The following is a 17,051-nucleotide window of genomic DNA, read 5'->3' on the forward strand; positions in this document are numbered from 1 at the left end:
TCCATGGCACGCATGACGATGATCGAGGCGATCCGCAGCGCCATGGACGTGGCGATGGGCCGAGACGAGGATGTGGTGGTCTACGGGGAGGACGTCGGTTACTTCGGCGGCGTCTTCCGCTGCACGCAGGGCCTGCAGCAGAAATACGGCAAGACCCGCTGCTTCGACGCGCCGATCTCCGAATCCGGCATCGTGGGGACGGCGATCGGCATGGCGGCCTATGGGCTCAAACCCTGCATCGAGATCCAGTTCGCCGACTACATGTACCCCGCCTATGACCAGCTGACGCAGGAGGCGGCGCGCCTGCGCTATCGCTCCAACGGCGACTTCACCTGCCCCATGGTGGTGCGCATGCCGACCGGCGGCGGCATTTTCGGCGGCCAGACGCACAGCCAGAGCCCCGAGGCGCTGTTCACCCATGTCTGCGGCCTGCAGGTGGTGGTGCCGTCGAACCCGTACGACGCCAAGGGGCTGTTGATCTCCGCCATTGAGAACCCGGATCCGGTTATCTTCCTGGAGCCGAAGCGGCTCTACAACGGACCTTTCGACGGCCACCACGAGCATCCTGTCACATCCTGGGCCGGACATCCGCTGGGTGAGGTACCGGAGGATTATTTCTCGGTACCGCTGGGCAAGGCGGCAGTCCGGCGCGAAGGTTCGGCTGTCACGATCCTCGCCTACGGAACCATGGTTCATGTCGCCGAAGCCACTGCCGAGGAGACGGGTATCGATGCCGAGATCATCGATCTCCGCACGCTGGTGCCGCTCGACCTGGAGACGATCCTGCAATCCGTGAAGAAGACCGGCCGTTGCATGGTGATCCACGAGGCGACCCTGACATCCGGCTACGGGGCGGAACTGGTCGCCCTGGTGCAGGAGCACTGCTTCTACCACCTCGAGGCGCCGATCATGCGGGTGGCGGGCTGGGATACGCCTTATCCGCACGCGCAGGAATGGGACTATTTCCCCGGGCCGGCCCGTGCGGGGCAGGCGCTTCGCGACCTGATGGAGGCGTGAGAATGGCGATCCAGTCGATCAAGCTTCCGGACGTGGGCGAGGGCGTGGCAGAGGCCGAACTCGTGGAATGGCATGTGAATGTCGGCGACATGGTGCGCGAGGACATGGTGCTCGCCGCGGTGATGACCGGCAAGGCGACCGTGGAAATCCCCTCGCCGGTCGAGGGGGAGGTGGTCTGGCGTGGGGGCGAGGTGGGTGACGTTATCGCCACCGGCACCGTCATCCTCAAGATCAGGACTGCGGGCGAGGGAGGGGACGAGGAGGCGGAAGAACCCGCTCGGCAGGAAAGGCCCGCCGTAGAGGATAAACCCGCCGCAGCCGCGCCGGCTGAAAGGCCCGTCCTTCCGCAGCAACCGGAACCGCCGCCTCCGGCAGCCGCACCCTCTGGTGTACCCTCCGGCGGGCCGCCACGGGCGCCTGGCGAAAGGCCACTGGCCTCGCCGGCCGTGCGACTCAGGGCGAAGGATGCGGGCGTTGATCTGCGGCAGCTCTGGGGCAGCGGACCTGCGGGACGCATCACCCACGACGATCTGGACGCCTTTCTCCAACAGGGAAGTGATGCGCCTGCCAGGGGCGGTCTGCAGCCCAACAAGGCAATCACGGAGATCAAGGTCGTCGGCCTGCGCCGGCGGATTGCCGAGCGGATGGCGCTGTCGAAATCGCGCATCCCCCACATCACCTATGTGGAAGAGGTCGACATAACAGCCCTGGAGGAGTTGCGCGCCCGGCTCAATGCCGACCAGAAGCCGGGCCGTCCGAAGCTCACCATCCTGCCCTTCCTGATGCGCTCCATCGTGAAGGCGGTGGCCGACCAGCCGATGGTGAATTCCCTCTATGACGATGAGGCGGGGATCGTCCGGCAATATGGCGGCGTGCATGTCGGCATCGCCGCACAGACCCCGGCGGGTCTCGTCGTGCCGGTGGTGAAGCATGTCGAGGCAAGGGACCTTTTTGACTGTGCGAAGGAACTGCTGCGCTTGAGCGATGCCGCCCGCAACGGCACGGCGCAGCGCGAGGAACTGACCGGCTCAACGATCACAATCAGTTCGCTCGGCGCAATGGGCGGGATCGTCTCTACCCCGGTGATCAACCATCCGGAGGTGGCGGTGATCGGCGTCAACAAGATCGCTGTCCGGCCGCAATGGGACGGCACGCAGTTCGTGCCCCGCAAGATGATGAACCTGTCCTCGAGCTTCGATCACCGCGTGATCGACGGCTGGGATGCCGCCACCTTCATCCAGCGCCTGAAGGTGCTGCTGGAGGCGCCGGCCATGATATTCGTCGAGGGATGAGATGAAGGACATCGCCTGCAAGCTTCTCGTCATCGGTGCTGGCCCCGGCGGCTATGTCTGCGCCATCCGGGCGGGCCAGCTCGGCATCGATACGGTCATCGTCGAGATGGCCAAGGCCGGCGGCACCTGCCTCAATGTCGGCTGCATTCCGTCCAAGGCCATCATCCATGCAGCCGACGAGTATGCCGCCGCGGCCGGCATGGCGGCGGGGCGGAATGCTATGGGCATCCATGTTGCCGAGCCTGGCATCGACTTCGCCAGGACGGTCGGCTGGAAGGACGGCATCACCGGCCGGTTGTCGCTGGGCGTCGTCAATCTCCTGAAGAAGGCGGGGGTGAAGGCGCTGGTCGGCCGCGCCCGCTTCCGAGACGGCAAGACGGTGGAGGTGGAGACGGAGACGGGCCTGCAGGTCGTCCGCTGCGAGAACGTGGTGATTGCCACGGGATCGGCACCGGTGGAACTGCCGGTCCTGCCGTTCGGCGGTCGTGTGATCTCCTCGACGGAGGCGTTGTCGCTGCCCGATATCCCGAAGAGCCTCGCCGTCGTCGGGGCCGGCTATATCGGCCTGGAACTGGGCACCGCCTTCGCCAAGCTCGGCAGCAAGGTTACCGTCGTGGAGGCGCAGGAGCGCATCCTCCCCCTCTACGACGCGGCTCTGACGCAGCAGGTGGCGAAGCGTCTCGCCGCACTGGGGGTCGATGTCCTGCTGAACGCACGCGTGACGGGACTTTCCGCCGACGGTGGCGCGCTGTTGGTGGAAACGCCAAAGGGGGACGAGCGGATCGCAGCCGACAGGATCCTCGTCACCGTCGGACGGCGCCCGGTCACCGAAGGCTGGGGCCGGGAGGAACTCGAACTAGACATGGAGGGCCGCTTCATCCGCATCGACGGCCAGTGCCGGACCTCCATGCGCGGCATCTATGCCATCGGCGACGTCACGGGCGAGCCGATGCTGGCGCACCGGGCCATGGCGCAGGGCGAGATGGTGGCGGAGATCATCGCCGGCAGGCGAAGGAATTGGGAGAAGGTAGCGATCCCGGCAGTATGCTTCACCGATCCGGAGATCGTGTCCGTGGGGCTTTCCCCGGAGGAGGCAAGGCGGGCGGGCTATGAGGTGAAGACCGGCCAATTCCCCTTCGCCGCCAACGGCAGGGCGATGACGCTGGTGTCGGAAGACGGTTTTGTCAGGGTGGTGGCCCGCGCCGACAACCATCTGGTGCTCGGCATACAGGCCGTCGGCGCAGGGGTTTCGGAATTGTCGGCCGCCTTTGCGCTTGCGATAGAAATGGGCGCGCGACTGGAGGACATTGCTGGCACAATCCATGCCCACCCGACCCAGTCGGAGGGATTCGTGGAAGCCTCCCTCAAGGCGCTCGGGCACGCCCTACACATATAGAGGCCGGAAAGGTCAGGGTCCGGGGGCTGGGCTGCCCTTCGTGCCGGATTCGCGTCCCGTCTCCTGGCGGTCCTTATCCTGCTCCCTGTCGTCTTGCCGGGCCAGTTCGCGGTCGATGGTCTCGCGGGAACCTTCTACGGGGTCCTGTTCAGGATGGTTCTTCGTATCCGTCATGATGGTTGCCTCCTTCTTCCTTGCCAAACCGCGGGCGGCAGGGGTTGTTCCTAAAGTTCGAGCAGTGCGTAGGGGCGGCCGGTCGGTTTCTCTATGTGGGAGGCGACGTTATAGACCGGGGCGCCGCCGGGGGTCCTGCCCTCGTAGGTGCCGCGGTGGGCATGGCCGTGAACGACAGCCGAGACGGGAAAGCGGTCGATGGTTTCCGCCAGCCGCGAAGAGCCGAGAAAGGGATAGATCTCCTGCGGCTCGCCGACGACCGTTTCGGGGATCGGCGCATAATGCAGCACGACCATGGCCCGCTCCGAGCGGACCTGCCGCAGGGCATTTTCCAGCCGCATGGTTTCCTCCACGCTTTCGGCTACCATCGCCTTGATGGCGGGTTCGCCGAAGGAGCCCAGCATGTAGCGTCCGAAACCGCCGGCGAAGCCCTTCACGCCGGCAAAGCCGACGCCGTTGATCTCGACCGCCTGTCCTTCTAGCAGTTGCACGCCGGCCTCCTTGACGATCGCCTTCACCTCCTCGACGTGACCGCATTCGTAGTCGTGATTGCCGAGAACGGCGACGATCGGGATGGAGCAGGAGCGCAGGTCCGCTGCCAGCAACTCGGCTTCCTTCGGCTTGCCGAGGTCGGTCAGATCGCCGGTCAGCACGAGGATGTCGGCGGCCTGGGAGATTTCGCTGAACAGTTCCTTGTAGGAGTTGCCGCCATTTTCCTTGACATGCAGGTCGCCCATGGCGGCGATCTTCTGCCGGCCATTGGCCTTCTTCGCCGTTGTGCCCTCGGTCGTCTTCGTCACGCAGGACCTCCTTATGCCGGTTCCTCGTTCACGCCTTCGCGCCACTCGCCTTCTCCGCCGACGTCGGCGAAGCCCCATTCCTTGACGTCGATCTCGAAATCCACCCGGCTGAACATGCGGCCGCGGCAGATCTTCATCTGCGGCAGCGGCAGCTCGCGTTGCGCCTTGAGACGGTCGAGAAGTTCGTCGAGCAGCCAGTCGGGCACCTTGTCGCGCTCTGTCGGGTAGATCCACCGGAAATTCAGGAGATGGACCAGCAGGACCTCCCAGTGAACCTCCATGTGGTTGAGTAGCCGCTGCCAGTCGATCTGGTCATGGGCACGCAGGATGACGTGCACCACGTCGCCGCCGTCGTAGCGGTGGCGCAACTGGACGAAGCACTTCGACCAGATGAGCTCGGTGGGCGCGATGATCCGGACCTGGTGACCGTTCATCTCGATCTGACGGGCGTTGTCGAACCACGCGTCTCCGATCGGCATGGTGCCGTTCGAACCGGCAAAGATGACGTCGAAGAAGTGCTTGCCCCTGATGACCTTGCCGAGCCAGCGGTCGTCTTCCACCTCGATCTCGTAGCCTCTGGCCTTGAAGTGGGCGAGGATGCGCGCGTAGTCGCCGGCCCGGCAGAAGATGTCGAGATCCTTGGTCGGTCGCGAAATGCCGGTATAGGCGCTGACCGCATAGGTGCCAGCGAGCAGGAACGGGATGCCGGAGTTCACCAGTTCCTCCAAAGCCTCGGCGACGAAGGCCTCGGCGTCTGCGTCCACGAGCGTGGGGGCCGCCTTTACCTCCATGTGCGGCATCGTCTCGATCATGTCCCGCGCCGCGCGCTCCGCAGGCTTGCCGATATCGGCGTCCATAGCGTTCTCCTGAAAGGTTGCGCAGGGAAACACCTTTGGCAGTTGTGCGGTTCCCCTAAAAGCTGACCGGCTCCCTGTCGGGAGCCGATCACCTCGGGTGCGTAGGGAAGATCAACGTTCGGGATTGTCGGCATTGGCAAGCGCGCTGATGCTGCCGTCGTCGTTCTCGATATCCTCGCGTTCGTCCAGATCCTCAAGATCGGTCTTCACGAGATAGGTGTCGCCGCCGCCGAGACGCGAGGCTTCGCGGACAGCGTCGGGATTGGTCATGTCGATCTGGGCGTGCAGTGCATCCTCCGATCGCTCGCGGCCTTCCTGTTCGAAACGGGCGGAGGAGTTCTTGTCGTCCGCAAACTTGTCCTTGGCATCCATGACCGGTCCTTTCGCGTTGGGTGTCACCTTCCAACGGCACCGACGGTGCTTGGTTCCGGCTATGGGCGGAACCAAGTCCCTCTGTTGAGGTTGAAGCCGATAATCAGCCCCAGGAGGTAACCATGCCGGCAAAATCGAAAGCACAGCAGAAGGCGGCAGGTGCCGCGCTTGCCGCAAAGCGCGGCGACATCAAGAAGAGCGAGCTCAAGGGCGCGTCGAAGAGCATGGAGAAGTCCATGAGCGAGAAGGAGCTTCACGACATGGCCTCGACGAAGCGGAAGGGCAAGCCGGAGCACGCGTCGCAATAACGGGCATGCGAACGGCTTTGGAACCTGTGCAGGGAGAGGGCGTTCCTGCCTCTTGCGGACGCTCTCTTGAATCAGGATACCGATGCCGACCACCCCGATAAGCCCTGTCCACGACCTCGAGCCCCGTAAGGGTAGCCCGAGCCCGCGGATGGAAAGGGAAGAATTCGTCCGCCGGTTCCTGCGCCAGTTTCCCGATCCGGCCTTCGATCCGCTGTCGAGTGAACTGCAGAAGGTCGCGGATCCCGCCTGGGATGCCTACTACAATTCCCGCAAGAGCCCCCGAACCCGCAAGGCGTGGAGAACGTCCGCCGCAGCATCAGCGACTGGCTGCAGTCGATGGAGCTCATCCCCGCCGGTAGCCTTGCCGAACTCGAGCGTTATATTGGATACTGGGAACCCTATGCGACCAGTCACGAGGCGCTGGATACGGACGAGGCGCTGCAGGAAGAGGTGCGCAACGCCGCCCGCACGCTCGCGGAAGCCATGCTGGCGAAGCGTGAAGGCAAGCTCGTCGTTCCCGGCGCCCGGCTGAAGCAGCCGCGCGAGAAGTAGAGGATGCAGACGGAGGATAGCATGCCGCCCGAAGAACTCGACAAGACGTTGACCGCGCTTCCGCTTCGGGTGGGAGCCTATGTCCCGGACGATCTTCTGGAGGACTGGTTCGCCCCCCGGACCGGCATGAACCCGGTCAGCACGGAAGCGCTGACCGCGGCGGAAGCCTATGGACGACGCTTCGAATGCGAGTTCAAATATTATCCGGAGCGGCAGGAAGGCGTGTTCTGGAAGTGGGTCCCGGCGATCTGAAACCCCTCTGAGGTCAGAACCTTTCCCGGGTCTCCTCCTCCCGCAGGCCTTGCCCGCAGTCCATCCAGGGCAGGCGGCTTTCCACGCCGTAGTGATATTGCGGCCGGATCAGTTCGGGATGATCGAGGGAGCCGCCGGTCAGGCGTATCCTGCCGTCGTCGTCATAGCGGAGAAACAGCGGACTGCCGCAATCGGGGCAGAAGCCGCGTTCGGCGATGGGGGAAGAGCGATAGACGGCCGGCCGTGACGCGGTCCATTCAAGCGCTGCTTCGTCCACCCTTACCAGGAAGGCGAAAGGCCCACCGGTCGCCCGGCGGCACATGCTGCAGTGGCAATAGCCGGCGGTGGAGGGAGGCCTGCGGAAACGGTAGCGGCGCTTGCCGCAGAGGCAGCCGCCTGTCCAGTCGGTGTCGTCGCTCATGAGAAGCGAACATCCGACCCAGGCCGGATGTTCCAGGGCGGGGCTCGATCAGGCGCCGGCGTACCGGTTCCGCAGCGCCTCGAACTTCGCCAGTTGTTCGCCGATCAGTTCCCGCTGTTCGTCGCGGCGGACGAAGACCTTGAACATGGCCGAGCCCTTGCCGTTCATGAACCAGACGGAGCAGGAGCGGCGTCCGTGGAACTGACGGTCCACGAAGGTAATGGAGGTGCAGTTGTCCTTGCGGATATGGCCGCCGATCGGGCTGTCACCGTGGATGTTGAACCAGCCGTGACCTTCCGACCCTGGCGGCAGGCTGCCTTCCGCTTCCAGCACGATGTCCTCGGTATGGACGATGAAGAGGATTTCGCCCCAGCTCGTCATGTCACTCCAGATGTCCCCGAATGCGTCCTTCGCAGCCGTCACCGCCGCGCCCTGCGGCAGGATTTCCAGGATCTCGGCGGGAGTGACGTCGGCCTTGGCGGCGAGAGCCTCCACCACGCCATCGGGTTTTTCCGCGAGGACGGCAAGTGCGCGTCCGCGGCGTTCGTCGTCGGGCTGTGCCAGCGCGCTCATGCCGTCCTCACGCAGCATCGGCCTTGCGGGCGCCGTTGCGGTCTTCGTGGATGATGACCTCGAAGCCCTCGAAATGGGGGCCGGAGAGGTACTCGATCTTGCCGCGGTTCTCACCGGCCTTGGCATGGGCCACCCTGAACTGTTCCGACTTGGTCCAGGCCTGGAAATGCTCGAAGCTCTCCCAGACGGTGTGGGATGCGTAGAGGGTATGATCCTCTGACTTCGGCCCCTTCAGCATATGGAATTCCACATAGCCCGGCATTTCCGCAAGCCGGCCTTCGCGGCTCCGCCACAGGGCCTCGAATGCCTCCTCAAAGCCCGGAACGACGCGGAAGCGGTTCATCGCGATGTACATCTCAGGGGTCCCTCTCGAAAAGTTTCCTTATCGGCTCAAGATATCTGCCGACCGGCGCCTTGAAAAGCCGAAAAAACTTGCGTAGTCAACTCAAGTTATCGGTTGAGGGCGTTTCGGGCGTCCGCGTTCAGGCCAATGGGTGACATATGACGGCATACCTCGGAATGTTGAGGACGGGTTTCGTCGCGGCCGCCGCCGCGCTGGTCATTTCGGCCTCGCCGGCACCGGCGGCGGGCGAGGGCAACCCTTCGGCGCAGCGGATCGTTTCCATCGGCGGGACCGTTACCGAGATCCTCTACGCGCTCGGCGCACAGGACCGGATCGTTGCCGTCGACTCCACCAGCACCTACCCTTCCGATGCCATGTCCAAGCCGGATATCGGTTACATGCGCGCCCTGTCGGCAGAGGGCATCCTGGCGCAGGAGCCGGATCTCATCCTGGCGGAAGAAGGATCCGGACCGCCGCCGGTCATCGAGATCCTGAAGGCCAGCCGGATTGCGATGGCGACGGTGCCCACGCCGCCGGACGGCGCGGCGATCGGCAGGAAGATCCGCGATGTCGGCGCAGCCGTCGGGCGGGCCGCCGAAGCCGATGCCCTGGCCGTGAAGACCGAGGCCGACCTGAAGGCGCTTGCGGAGGATGTCGCGACGATCCCCGAGCCCCGCAAGCGAGTCCTTTTCGTCCTCTCTCTGGCCAACGGACGTGTCATGGCCGGCGGGGCGGATACGGAGGCCGCCGCGATCATAGAGATGGCCGGCGGCATCAACGCCGCCTCCGGCATCTCCGGCTACAAGCCGCTTTCCGACGAGGCGGTGATTGCGGCCAAGCCGGACGTCATCCTGGCCATGAGGCGCGGGAATCACGAACTGAAGCCGGAGGATGTCTTCGTGCTTCCGTCCCTCCAGACCAGCCCGGCAGCCCAGAACAAGGCGCTGGTCTCGCTGGACGGGTTGCTGCTGCTCGGCTTCGGCCCCCGCACGCCGGAGGCCGCACGCGAACTCTCCAGGCGGCTCTACCCGGATGGAGACAACTGATGAAGGCGCTGGCTCCGCCGATGCGCAAGGCATATGTCGAGGGTGACAGGACGCTGCATGGCTATCTCACCCTGGGCATGCTCGTTCTTCTGGTCGTGGCGGCGTCGCTGATTTCCCTGTCCAGCGGACCCACCGGGGTCGGTCTCGGCGATCTGCTGGCCTATCTCCGCGGTGAGGAAAGCCTGTCTGCCCAGGACATCGTCGTTCTGGAGGCGGTCCGCCTCCCGCGGACGGCTCTCGGTCTCCTAATCGGGGCGGGGCTCGCCGTCTCCGGCGCCATGATGCAGGGGCTGTTCCGCAATCCGCTGGCCGATCCGGGAATCGTCGGCGTCACATCCGGTGCAGCACTTGCCGCCGTCGTTTCCATCGTGCTCGGTCCAACGCTCCTTGCGCCGGTCGCCCTTCTGCTCGGCAACCAGTTCCTGCCGCTGATGGCCTTCTTCGGCGGACTTGTGAACACATGGGTGCTCTACGTCATCGCAACCCGGGACGGACGAACGTCCACCACCGCGCTCATCCTCTCCGGCATCGCCATTGGTGCGCTGGCGGCGGCGGTGATGGGACTGCTGATCTTTCTCGCCGACGACCGGCAACTACGCGACATCACCTTCTGGAGCCTGGGGTCCCTCGGGGGAGCCACATTCGGACGGGTGCTGTCCATCCTGCCCTTCATCCTCTTCGTGATGGCGACGATACCGTTCGTTTCGCGCGGCCTCGATGCCCTCGTCCTCGGTGATGCTGCGGCGTTCCACATGGGCGTGCCGGTCCAGCGGCTGAAGCGGATCGTCATCGTCGCAGTGGCAGCAGCCTGCGGCTCGACCGTCGCCGTGGCTGGCTCCATCGGCTTCGTGGGCATCGTCGTGCCGCATCTCCTGCGCCTCGTGACGGGTCCCTCGCATCGCTTCCTGCTGCCGGCGTCGGCCTTGGGGGGCGGCGCCCTGCTGCTGATCGCCGACAGCGTGGCGCGGACCGTGGCCGCCCCGGCGGAACTGCCGATCGGCGTCATCACGGCACTCTTCGGTGCGCCGGTCTTCCTGTTCCTCCTGCTCGGCAAGGGCGGCATCCGGATGGGGGAGATGCCATGATCTCCGGAGAACGCATCACCGTCTCCCGCGGCGGCCGCAGGCTTCTGGACGATGTCAGCGTCGAGCTTCGCGCCGGCGGGTTCACGGTGGTCATCGGGCCGAACGGTGCGGGAAAATCGACCCTGATGAAGGTTCTCTCCGGCGAGACGCAACCGGATGCCGGACAGGTCTCCTACCACTCCTGCGCGATCGGCGGTTACCAGCCGGTCCAGCTGGCGCGGTTCCGGGCCGTGCTGCCGCAGTCCGTCCAGCTTTCCTTCCCCTTCACGGCGCTGGAGATCGTCCGCATGGGGGCGGTGGCCCAAGGCGCGCGCAATCCGACGGAACAGGCGAGGCAGGCTTTGTCACGCGTCGGCCTGCGGGGCTTCGAGGCGCGTCCCTATCCGTCGCTCTCGGGCGGCGAGCAGCAGCGCGTGCAGTTCGCGCGGGCGCTCGCGCAGGTTCCCGAGCCGGTGGTGGAGGGTGTTCCGCGGGCACTGTTTCTCGACGAGCCGACGGCGAGCCTCGACCTCGGCCACCAGATAGCCGTGCTGGAGGTAGCCCGCGACTTCGCCGCCGCCGGCGGTATCGTGCTGGCGATCCTTCATGACCTTAACCTCGCCGCCGAATTTGCCGACCACCTGATTGTCCTCGACAAGGGGAGAGTCGTTTCTCGAGGTCCCTGTACCACGACGGTCAGCGACGAGACGATCGGTCAGGTCTACGGGATCGCGGGGGCCGTCGGGCGGCTCCCGGCGGAGCACATTCCGTTCGTCCTGCCGCAGGCGCGGTACCGGCCGGAAGCAGGCTGACGGCTCGGGCTCGGTCAGGCGCCCGGTTCCGGTCGCGTGACCACGTAGATCGCCGGCACGATCATGATGGCTGCGACGATTGCCGCACGCAGGGCTGGCGGCGAAGTCGCGACCCAGAAGATTCCGTAGCTAATCGTCATCATCGCGACGGCTGCGATCTTCGCCTTGCGCGGTACCGCGCCCTTTTCCCGCCAGTCGCGCAGCGGCCCCCCGAACCTCGGGTGGTTCAGCAGCCATGCCTCCAGGCGCGGCGAGGAGCGGGCGAAGCAGGCGACGGCCATGATCAGGAAAGGTGTCGTCGGCAGCACCGGCATGAACGCCCCGACAAGGCCGATCGTGACCAGAAGCCAGCCGAGGCTTAGATAAACGATGCGCATGAGGACCCTTTCGAAGCGGGGGCTCCAGATTTGTCGGCGGCGCGATGTCCGGTCGGCGCTTCCGGCGCCATATGAGCATTTCACGCAGGTATTTCAATCGGTCGGGAAGACGCAGCTTGGTGTGAATTGCCGTCCGCGCGCGATTGGCAAGCGGGGCCGGATTGCGGATAACTGGCGCGGCAACGCATGCGGGGAGCAAGAACGTGGCGAAGATGATCCATTCGATGATCCGGGTGCTCGACGAGGAGCGGTCGGTCGAGTTCTATCGGAAGGCCTTCGGCCTTTCGGTCGCGGAACGCATTCCCTTCGAGGGTTTCACCCTGATCTATCTTTCCAATCCCGAAACGGGGTTCGAATTGGAGCTCACCGTCAATGCCGGCCGGGACCGGCCCTATGACCTCGGGGACGGGTACGGCCATCTCGCCGTGTGCGTCGATGACGTGGCCGCGGAACATCGACGGTTCTCCGATCTGGGGCTGACCGTCGGCAAGCTGGTCGACATGGCCCGCGACGGCGAGCCCTTCGCCCGCTTCTTCTTCGCGACCGATCCGGACGGCTACAGGATCGAGGTGCTGCAGCGCGGCGGCCGGTTCGGGTAGAGGTCGCCATGGTCGAGGGGGTGAAGCTGGAGGAAAGCTGGAAGCGGGCGCTCGCGCCCGAGTTCGACAATCCGTACATGAGCGAGCTGCGCCGCTTCCTGATCAGCGAAAAGGAGGCGGGCAAGCGGGTCTTTCCCAAGGGCGGGGAGTATTTCCGGGCACTCGACCTCACGCCGCTCGATCAGGTCAAGGTCGTGATCCTCGGACAGGATCCGTATCACGGCTATGGCCAGGCGCACGGTCTCTGCTTCTCCGTCCAGCCCGGTGTGCGCATCCCCCCGTCGCTGGTGAACATCTACAAGGAACTGCAGAGCGACCTCGGCATTCCCCCGGCCCGCCACGGGTTCCTTGAGCATTGGGCAAGGCAGGGGGTGCTGCTGCTGAACAGCGTGTTGACGGTGGAGGAGGCGCGCGCCGCCTCCCATCAGGGGAAGGGATGGGAACGGTTTACGGATGCCGTCATCCGTGCGGTCAACGAACAATGCAACGGTGTCGTCTTCATGCTCTGGGGCTCCTACGCGCAGAAGAAGGCGGCCTTCGTGGATCGCGCGCGGCATCTCGTCCTGCGGGCGCCGCATCCGTCGCCGCTGTCCGCCCACAACGGCTTCTTCGGCTGCCGGCATTTCTCCCGGGCCAACGAGTTTCTGGTTTCACACGGGAAGGAACCGGTCGACTGGCAGTTGCCGGAGCGGGTTTGATTTCGTGAACGGCCGGCCTCGTGCCATCATCCGGAAAGTGAACAATGCGTTCGTTTCGCCTCCCCTATGCGGGGGTGGCCGCAATGGCCAGATATAAGCCCAGACAAGGCTCTCGGAGCCAGAAAGGGGTTTGACATGCTCGACCAGATCAAGGGGCTGCACCACGTCACGTCGATGGCGGCGAGCGCACGTACCAACAACAGGTTCTTCACCGATACGCTCGGGCTGCGCCGGGTCAAGAAGACCGTCAACTTCGACGCACCCGACGTCTACCACCTCTATTACGGAGATGAGGTTGGCACGCCCGGTTCGGTGATGACATACTTCCCGTTCCCGCATATCGCCCGCGGCCGTCCCGGCACAGGCGAAGTGGGGACCACCCTGTTCTCCGTTCCGCAGGGCTCCTTCGGCTATTGGACAGAGCGGCTGACAAAGGCGGGTGTTGAAGGGCTGAAGACGGACAGCGCCTTTGGCGAAAACCAGCTTCACTTCGCAGGGCCCGACGGCGACGGCTTCGCGCTCGTCGAGGTCCGGGATGATCCGCGTGGACCCTGGACCGGCAGCGGTGTCGGCGAGGATCACGCGATCCGCGGTTTCCACTCCGCCTCGCTCCGGCTGCGGGACGAGGGGGCGACGGCCGAACTCCTGAAGTTCATGGGCTATCAGCAGGTCGATGCGAAGGATGGTGTCATGCGCCTCGGGATACCCGGCGGCAACGGTGCCGATGTCATCGACATCGAGACGATACCGAACGTCAATGGCGCCAGGCTCGGCGCAGGCTCGGTCCACCACATCGCCTTTGCCGTCGAAAACCGCGAGAAGCAACTCGAGGTGCGCAAGGCTCTGATGGACACCGGCTACAACGTCACGCCCGTGATCGACCGGGACTACTTCTGGGCAATCTACTTCCGCACGCCCGGCGGCGTGCTGTTCGAGATCGCCACGAACGAGCCGGGGTTCGACCGCGACGAAGACACGGCGCATCTGGGCGAGGCATTGAAACTGCCGGCACAGCACGCGCATCTGCGGCCCATGCTCGAAGAACATCTCGAACCGCTGGAGGATTGACATGTTATGCCTCCAAAGGAGTTTGCAATGAGTCACGACAGCTACATTCATCACGCCAAGCGGGGCGAACCCGGTGCACCGATCCTGTTCGTGTTCCATGGTACCGGCGGCGACGAGAACCAGTTCTTCGACTTCGGCGGCTGTCTGCTGCCGAACGCGACCGTGATCTCGCCGCGCGGGGACATATCGGAGCACGGGGCGGCGCGCTTCTTCCGCCGCAAGGCCGAAGGGGTGTACGACTGCGAGGATCTCGCGCGGGCGACGAACCGGATGAGCGAATTCGTGACCGCCAACCGCGAGTATTACAAGGCAGGCCCCGTGCTTGGTCTTGGCTTCTCCAATGGAGCCAACATCCTGGCCAGCATGCTGATCCACAGGCCGGGGCTGTTCGAGGCGGCGGTGCTGATGCATCCGCTGATGCCGTCGGAGCCGAAAGAAAGGACCGCGAAGGCCGGCGGCCGGATCCTGATCACGGCCGGAGAACGCGATCCGATCGCTTCGGTGGAACTGACGCAATCGCTGGCGGACTACTTCCAGCGTTCAGGAGACGAGGTCGACCTCGAGTGGCATCCGGGGGGACACGAAATACGGTCCAGCGAGATCGAGGCCGCCAAGCGGTTCCTGGCTCCCTACCGGACCTGAGCGGCGGCCAGTTCCGGCTTGCGAGCGAGACGGGCTTGCACGATAGTGAAAGCCCGTCCTCCGCAGCCGGAGCCCTCCCATGGACCATCACCTGCAATTCTTCATCGACGGCCGCTGGGTAGAGCCTGCCATCCCGGTCGCCGTCGACGTCATCGATCCGTCCACGGAAGAGGCTTTCACCCGGATCGCGCTCGGTTCCGCCGAAGATGTGGAGCGGGCGGTAGCCGCGGCGAAGGCAGCGTTTCCCGCCTTCTCCGTCTGGCCGAAGCAGGATCGGCTGGCGCTGCTCCGCCGTATCCTTTCCGAATACGAGAGACGTTACGAGGAGATTGCCGAGGCCGTAAGCCGGGAAATGGGTGCGCCGATCACGTTCGCCCGCGACAGCCAGGCGGCGGCGGGCAAGGCGCATCTGGTCGCGACGATCGAGGCGCTGGAGGATTTCGTCTTCACCGAACGTCGCGGCACGACCATGGTGGTGCGCGAGCCGATCGGCGTCTGTGCGCTCATCACGCCGTGGAACTGGCCGCTCAACCAGATCGTCTGCAAGGTGGCCCCGGCGATCGCCGCCGGCTGCACCATGGTCCTGAAACCGTCCGAGATCGCGCCGGTCAGCGGCATCATCTTCGCCGAAATCATGGAAGCTGCCGGCACGCCGGCCGGCGTCTTCAACCTCGTGAACGGGACCGGGCCGGACGTGGGGCAGGTGATGGCAGGCCATCCCGACGTGGACATGGTGTCGTTCACAGGCTCCACCCGCGCGGGGATCATCGTGGCGAAGACGGCTGCCGATACGGTCAAGCGCGTGGCCCAGGAACTCGGCGGCAAGTCTGCCAACATCATCCTGCCGGATGCCGATTTCGAGCATGCCGTGTCTGAAGGCGTCCTCTCGTGCTTCGGCAATTCCGGCCAGTCCTGCGATGCGCCAACGCGCATGCTGGTGCCGGGCGATCGCCATGAAGAGGCGCTGAGGATCGCCAAGGCGGCGGCAGAGAACCTGAAGGTCGGCGATCCGCAGGCGCCCGGTACAGATCTCGGTCCCGTCGTCAGCGGGCAGCAGTTCGACAAGATCCAGCGGCTGATCGAAACGGGTATCGAAGAGGGTGCGACGCTGGTGACCGGCGGGCCCGGACGTCCGGAGGGGCCCAACCGGGGCTACTACGTGCGGCCCACCGTCTTCGGCAATGTCTCCAATGATATGACCATCGCCCGCGAGGAAATCTTCGGGCCGGTCCTGTCGATCCTGCCCTATCACGGCGAGGAGGAGGCGATCGCTATCGCCAACGACACCGTCTACGGCCTGGCGGCCTACGTGCAGTCGACGGATATCGAGCGCGCCCGCAATCTTGCCGCACGCCTGCGCGCCGGCTCGGTCTATCTCAACTATCCGGATTGGGACACCCACGCACCGTTCGGCGGCTACAAGCAGTCGGGTAACGGCCGTGAATATGCCGATTGGGGCATTCACGACTTCCTCGAGATCAAGGGCATCGCCGGCTACGGAGAATGAGGGCTGCGGCATGGTCCCGCTGCCTCTTTCCAGAACGGCACCGGTTCCTCTAAGCTGCTCGAGGCCCCATGGCCGCCAGAGAGGATCCGACACATGAAAACGCTGCTAGCATCGACAATCTTCGCAATGACCGCCGCCTTCACCTCCTTCGCCATGGCGCAGGACGCGGAGATCCGGATCGCGACGGAGGGCGCCTATCCGCCCTTCAACTATACGGACACGGACGGGTCGCTGAAGGGTTTCGACGTCGACATCGCCAATGCGCTCTGCGAGGAGATGAAGGCGAAGTGCACCATCGTCGCACAGGACTGGGACGGGATCATTCCCGGCCTTATGGCGAACAAGTACGACGCCATCATCGCCTCGATGAGCATCACGGAGGAGCGCAAGCAGCAGATCGACTTCACCAACAAGTACTATACGACGCCTCTTTCCGTGATCGCACCGAAGGATGGCGAGGTGAAGGGGGTTTCCGTCGAGGACCTGAAAGACAAGGTGGTCGGTGCGCAGGCCTCCACCACGCAGGCCAATTACGCGACCGACGTCTACGAGAAGGCGGGGATCGAGGTGAAGCTCTACCCGACCCAGGAAGAAGCGGCAGCCGACCTGCAGAACGGCCGTATCGACGCGCTGATTTCCGACAAGTTCGTCGTTGTCGACTGGCTGAACGGCGACGGCAAGGATTGCTGCGCGATGGTGGGAGACGTGCCGGGCACGGAAACCGAGGCCGGCATCGGCATCCGCAAGGGTGAAGACGAACTCAAGGAGCGCTTCAACAAGGCGATCGATGCGATTGTCGCCAACGGCACCTACGGCAAGATCGTCGCGAACTATTTCCCGTTCGACATCTACTGATCCCGATCCCGCAATGCTGAAAGCCG

The 17,051-nt window shown here is 64.7% G+C and carries 22 protein-coding genes and 1 pseudogene; 15 read left to right on the forward strand and 8 right to left on the reverse strand.

What is annotated here, in order from left to right:
- Positions 1-3: 3 nt before the first annotated feature.
- Genes RTCK_RS12175 through lpdA form a run of 3 tightly spaced genes read left to right on the forward strand, consistent with a single transcriptional unit; the run spans position 4 to position 3,705 of the window.
- The gene (locus tag RTCK_RS12175) at positions 4-1,017 is read left to right on the forward strand and encodes an alpha-ketoacid dehydrogenase subunit beta (RefSeq protein WP_142592987.1); all 1,014 of its coding nucleotides are present in this window, start codon (positions 4-6) and stop codon (positions 1,015-1,017) included.
- Between the two features lie 2 nt (positions 1,018-1,019).
- Complete coding sequence (locus tag RTCK_RS12180; protein WP_142592988.1) at positions 1,020-2,309, forward strand: dihydrolipoamide acetyltransferase family protein; 1,290 nt, start codon at positions 1,020-1,022, stop codon at positions 2,307-2,309.
- A 1-nt stretch (position 2,310) separates the two neighbouring features.
- Positions 2,311-3,705, forward strand: coding sequence for a dihydrolipoyl dehydrogenase (lpdA, locus tag RTCK_RS12185; RefSeq protein WP_142592989.1), 1,395 nt, complete (start codon positions 2,311-2,313; stop codon positions 3,703-3,705).
- A 12-nt stretch (positions 3,706-3,717) separates the two neighbouring features.
- Here the strand turns inward: lpdA and RTCK_RS12190 are convergent, their stop codons facing one another.
- The 4 genes from RTCK_RS12190 to RTCK_RS12205 form a co-directional block, all read right to left on the reverse strand.
- Positions 3,718-3,879: a hypothetical protein gene (locus tag RTCK_RS12190; protein ID WP_185928000.1), complete on the reverse strand. Its 162-nt coding sequence runs from the start codon at positions 3,877-3,879 to the stop codon at positions 3,718-3,720.
- Between the two features lie 50 nt (positions 3,880-3,929).
- A complete protein-coding gene (locus tag RTCK_RS12195) occupies positions 3,930-4,616 on the reverse strand; it encodes a metallophosphoesterase family protein (RefSeq protein WP_142522812.1) in 687 nt (228 codons plus the stop codon).
- 74 nt (positions 4,617-4,690) lie between these two features.
- Positions 4,691-5,470: a nucleotidyltransferase family protein gene (locus RTCK_RS12200; RefSeq protein WP_142593121.1), complete on the reverse strand. Its 780-nt coding sequence runs from the start codon at positions 5,468-5,470 to the stop codon at positions 4,691-4,693.
- A gap of 177 nt (positions 5,471-5,647) precedes the next feature.
- Complete coding sequence (locus RTCK_RS12205; protein ID WP_142592990.1) at positions 5,648-5,908, reverse strand: DUF2309 domain-containing protein; 261 nt, start codon at positions 5,906-5,908, stop codon at positions 5,648-5,650.
- A 122-nt stretch (positions 5,909-6,030) separates the two neighbouring features.
- Between RTCK_RS12205 and RTCK_RS12210 the strand changes: the two genes are divergently transcribed.
- The 3 genes and pseudogenes from RTCK_RS12210 (at position 6,031) to RTCK_RS12220 (ending at position 7,020) form a co-directional block, all read left to right on the forward strand.
- Positions 6,031-6,216 carry a DUF3008 family protein gene (locus RTCK_RS12210; RefSeq protein ID WP_077549521.1) on the forward strand — a complete coding sequence of 62 codons (186 nt, stop codon included), beginning with the start codon at positions 6,031-6,033 and terminating at the stop codon, positions 6,214-6,216.
- Between the two features lie 288 nt (positions 6,217-6,504).
- Positions 6,505-6,768, forward strand: a pseudogene (locus RTCK_RS12215) (NADPH-dependent FMN reductase); the annotation flags it as partial.
- Positions 6,769-6,789: 21 nt separating this feature from the next.
- Positions 6,790-7,020: a hypothetical protein gene (locus RTCK_RS12220; protein ID WP_142592991.1), complete on the forward strand. Its 231-nt coding sequence runs from the start codon at positions 6,790-6,792 to the stop codon at positions 7,018-7,020.
- A gap of 13 nt (positions 7,021-7,033) precedes the next feature.
- On the opposite strand, the gene RTCK_RS12225 is transcribed toward RTCK_RS12220, so the two are convergent.
- The 3 genes from RTCK_RS12225 to RTCK_RS12235 are packed head-to-tail and all read right to left on the reverse strand — an operon-like array spanning position 7,034 to position 8,369.
- Complete coding sequence (locus RTCK_RS12225; RefSeq protein WP_235988677.1) at positions 7,034-7,441, reverse strand: GFA family protein; 408 nt, start codon at positions 7,439-7,441, stop codon at positions 7,034-7,036.
- A gap of 48 nt (positions 7,442-7,489) precedes the next feature.
- The gene (gene hutX / locus RTCK_RS12230; RefSeq protein WP_142592992.1) at positions 7,490-8,014 is read right to left on the reverse strand and encodes a heme utilization cystosolic carrier protein HutX; all 525 of its coding nucleotides are present in this window, start codon (positions 8,012-8,014) and stop codon (positions 7,490-7,492) included.
- Positions 8,015-8,021: 7 nt separating this feature from the next.
- Complete coding sequence (locus RTCK_RS12235) at positions 8,022-8,369, reverse strand: antibiotic biosynthesis monooxygenase family protein (RefSeq protein ID WP_142592993.1); 348 nt, start codon at positions 8,367-8,369, stop codon at positions 8,022-8,024.
- Positions 8,370-8,515: 146 nt separating this feature from the next.
- Between RTCK_RS12235 and RTCK_RS12240 the strand changes: the two genes are divergently transcribed.
- The 3 genes from RTCK_RS12240 to RTCK_RS12250 are packed head-to-tail and all read left to right on the forward strand — an operon-like array spanning position 8,516 to position 11,279.
- The gene (locus tag RTCK_RS12240) at positions 8,516-9,403 is read left to right on the forward strand and encodes a heme/hemin ABC transporter substrate-binding protein (protein ID WP_408004534.1); all 888 of its coding nucleotides are present in this window, start codon (positions 8,516-8,518) and stop codon (positions 9,401-9,403) included.
- Positions 9,403-10,488: a FecCD family ABC transporter permease gene (locus RTCK_RS12245; RefSeq protein WP_142592994.1), complete on the forward strand. Its 1,086-nt coding sequence runs from the start codon at positions 9,403-9,405 to the stop codon at positions 10,486-10,488. The genes RTCK_RS12240 and RTCK_RS12245 overlap by 1 nt, the downstream gene beginning before the upstream one ends.
- Positions 10,485-11,279: a heme ABC transporter ATP-binding protein gene (locus tag RTCK_RS12250; protein ID WP_142592995.1), complete on the forward strand. Its 795-nt coding sequence runs from the start codon at positions 10,485-10,487 to the stop codon at positions 11,277-11,279. Before RTCK_RS12245 ends, RTCK_RS12250 begins: the two co-directional genes overlap by 4 nt.
- A 14-nt stretch (positions 11,280-11,293) precedes the next feature.
- Here RTCK_RS12250 and RTCK_RS12255 read toward each other — a convergent pair whose 3' ends face one another.
- Positions 11,294-11,656: a YbaN family protein gene (locus RTCK_RS12255; protein ID WP_142592996.1), complete on the reverse strand. Its 363-nt coding sequence runs from the start codon at positions 11,654-11,656 to the stop codon at positions 11,294-11,296.
- Positions 11,657-11,859: 203 nt separating this feature from the next.
- Between RTCK_RS12255 and RTCK_RS12260 the strand changes: the two genes are divergently transcribed.
- From RTCK_RS12260 to RTCK_RS12285, 6 genes are all read left to right on the forward strand, one after another.
- On the forward strand, positions 11,860-12,255 hold the full coding sequence (locus RTCK_RS12260) for a VOC family protein (RefSeq protein ID WP_142592997.1): 396 nt from the start codon (positions 11,860-11,862) through the stop codon (positions 12,253-12,255).
- An 8-nt stretch (positions 12,256-12,263) separates the two neighbouring features.
- The gene (gene ung / locus RTCK_RS12265) at positions 12,264-12,953 is read left to right on the forward strand and encodes a uracil-DNA glycosylase (RefSeq protein WP_142519907.1); all 690 of its coding nucleotides are present in this window, start codon (positions 12,264-12,266) and stop codon (positions 12,951-12,953) included.
- Positions 12,954-13,088: 135 nt separating this feature from the next.
- Positions 13,089-14,021 (forward strand): VOC family protein, encoded by a 933-nt coding sequence (locus RTCK_RS12270; RefSeq protein WP_142592998.1) that lies wholly within the window; start codon positions 13,089-13,091, stop codon positions 14,019-14,021.
- 27 nt (positions 14,022-14,048) lie between these two features.
- The gene (locus RTCK_RS12275) at positions 14,049-14,663 is read left to right on the forward strand and encodes an alpha/beta hydrolase (RefSeq protein WP_142519909.1); all 615 of its coding nucleotides are present in this window, start codon (positions 14,049-14,051) and stop codon (positions 14,661-14,663) included.
- 79 nt (positions 14,664-14,742) lie between these two features.
- Complete coding sequence (locus tag RTCK_RS12280; protein ID WP_142592999.1) at positions 14,743-16,170, forward strand: aldehyde dehydrogenase family protein; 1,428 nt, start codon at positions 14,743-14,745, stop codon at positions 16,168-16,170.
- A 102-nt stretch (positions 16,171-16,272) separates the two neighbouring features.
- Positions 16,273-17,025: an ABC transporter substrate-binding protein gene (locus tag RTCK_RS12285; protein ID WP_408004540.1), complete on the forward strand. Its 753-nt coding sequence runs from the start codon at positions 16,273-16,275 to the stop codon at positions 17,023-17,025.
- Positions 17,026-17,051: the final 26 nt, after the last annotated feature.

The organism is Pseudorhizobium endolithicum, from assembly GCF_902153245.2.
Lineage (GTDB): Bacteria > Pseudomonadota > Alphaproteobacteria > Rhizobiales > Rhizobiaceae > Neorhizobium > Neorhizobium endolithicum.

Excerpts from the sequence above, each read along its gene's own strand:
- RTCK_RS12175 (WP_142592987.1), top strand. The coding sequence starts at position 4 with ATGGCACGCATGACGATGATCGAGGCGATCCGCAGCGCCATGGACGTG.
- RTCK_RS12180 (WP_142592988.1), top strand. The coding sequence starts at position 1,020 with ATGGCGATCCAGTCGATCAAGCTTCCGGACGTGGGCGAGGGCGTGGCA.
- lpdA (WP_142592989.1), top strand. The coding sequence starts at position 2,311 with ATGAAGGACATCGCCTGCAAGCTTCTCGTCATCGGTGCTGGCCCCGGC.
- RTCK_RS12190 (WP_185928000.1), bottom strand. The coding sequence starts at position 3,879 with ATGACGGATACGAAGAACCATCCTGAACAGGACCCCGTAGAAGGTTCC.
- RTCK_RS12195 (WP_142522812.1), bottom strand. The coding sequence starts at position 4,616 with ATGGGCGACCTGCATGTCAAGGAAAATGGCGGCAACTCCTACAAGGAA.
- RTCK_RS12200 (WP_142593121.1), bottom strand. The coding sequence starts at position 5,470 with ATGGAGGTAAAGGCGGCCCCCACGCTCGTGGACGCAGACGCCGAGGCC.
- RTCK_RS12205 (WP_142592990.1), bottom strand. The coding sequence starts at position 5,908 with ATGGATGCCAAGGACAAGTTTGCGGACGACAAGAACTCCTCCGCCCGT.
- RTCK_RS12210 (WP_077549521.1), top strand. The coding sequence starts at position 6,031 with ATGCCGGCAAAATCGAAAGCACAGCAGAAGGCGGCAGGTGCCGCGCTT.
- RTCK_RS12220 (WP_142592991.1), top strand. The coding sequence starts at position 6,790 with ATGCCGCCCGAAGAACTCGACAAGACGTTGACCGCGCTTCCGCTTCGG.
- RTCK_RS12225 (WP_235988677.1), bottom strand. The coding sequence starts at position 7,441 with ATGAGCGACGACACCGACTGGACAGGCGGCTGCCTCTGCGGCAAGCGC.
- hutX (WP_142592992.1), bottom strand. The coding sequence starts at position 8,014 with ATGAGCGCGCTGGCACAGCCCGACGACGAACGCCGCGGACGCGCACTT.
- RTCK_RS12235 (WP_142592993.1), bottom strand. The coding sequence starts at position 8,369 with ATGTACATCGCGATGAACCGCTTCCGCGTCGTTCCGGGCTTTGAGGAG.
- RTCK_RS12240 (WP_408004534.1), top strand. The coding sequence starts at position 8,516 with ATGACGGCATACCTCGGAATGTTGAGGACGGGTTTCGTCGCGGCCGCC.
- RTCK_RS12245 (WP_142592994.1), top strand. The coding sequence starts at position 9,403 with ATGAAGGCGCTGGCTCCGCCGATGCGCAAGGCATATGTCGAGGGTGAC.
- RTCK_RS12250 (WP_142592995.1), top strand. The coding sequence starts at position 10,485 with ATGATCTCCGGAGAACGCATCACCGTCTCCCGCGGCGGCCGCAGGCTT.
- RTCK_RS12255 (WP_142592996.1), bottom strand. The coding sequence starts at position 11,656 with ATGCGCATCGTTTATCTAAGCCTCGGCTGGCTTCTGGTCACGATCGGC.
- ung (WP_142519907.1), top strand. The coding sequence starts at position 12,264 with ATGGTCGAGGGGGTGAAGCTGGAGGAAAGCTGGAAGCGGGCGCTCGCG.
- RTCK_RS12270 (WP_142592998.1), top strand. The coding sequence starts at position 13,089 with ATGCTCGACCAGATCAAGGGGCTGCACCACGTCACGTCGATGGCGGCG.
- RTCK_RS12275 (WP_142519909.1), top strand. The coding sequence starts at position 14,049 with ATGAGTCACGACAGCTACATTCATCACGCCAAGCGGGGCGAACCCGGT.
- RTCK_RS12280 (WP_142592999.1), top strand. The coding sequence starts at position 14,743 with ATGGACCATCACCTGCAATTCTTCATCGACGGCCGCTGGGTAGAGCCT.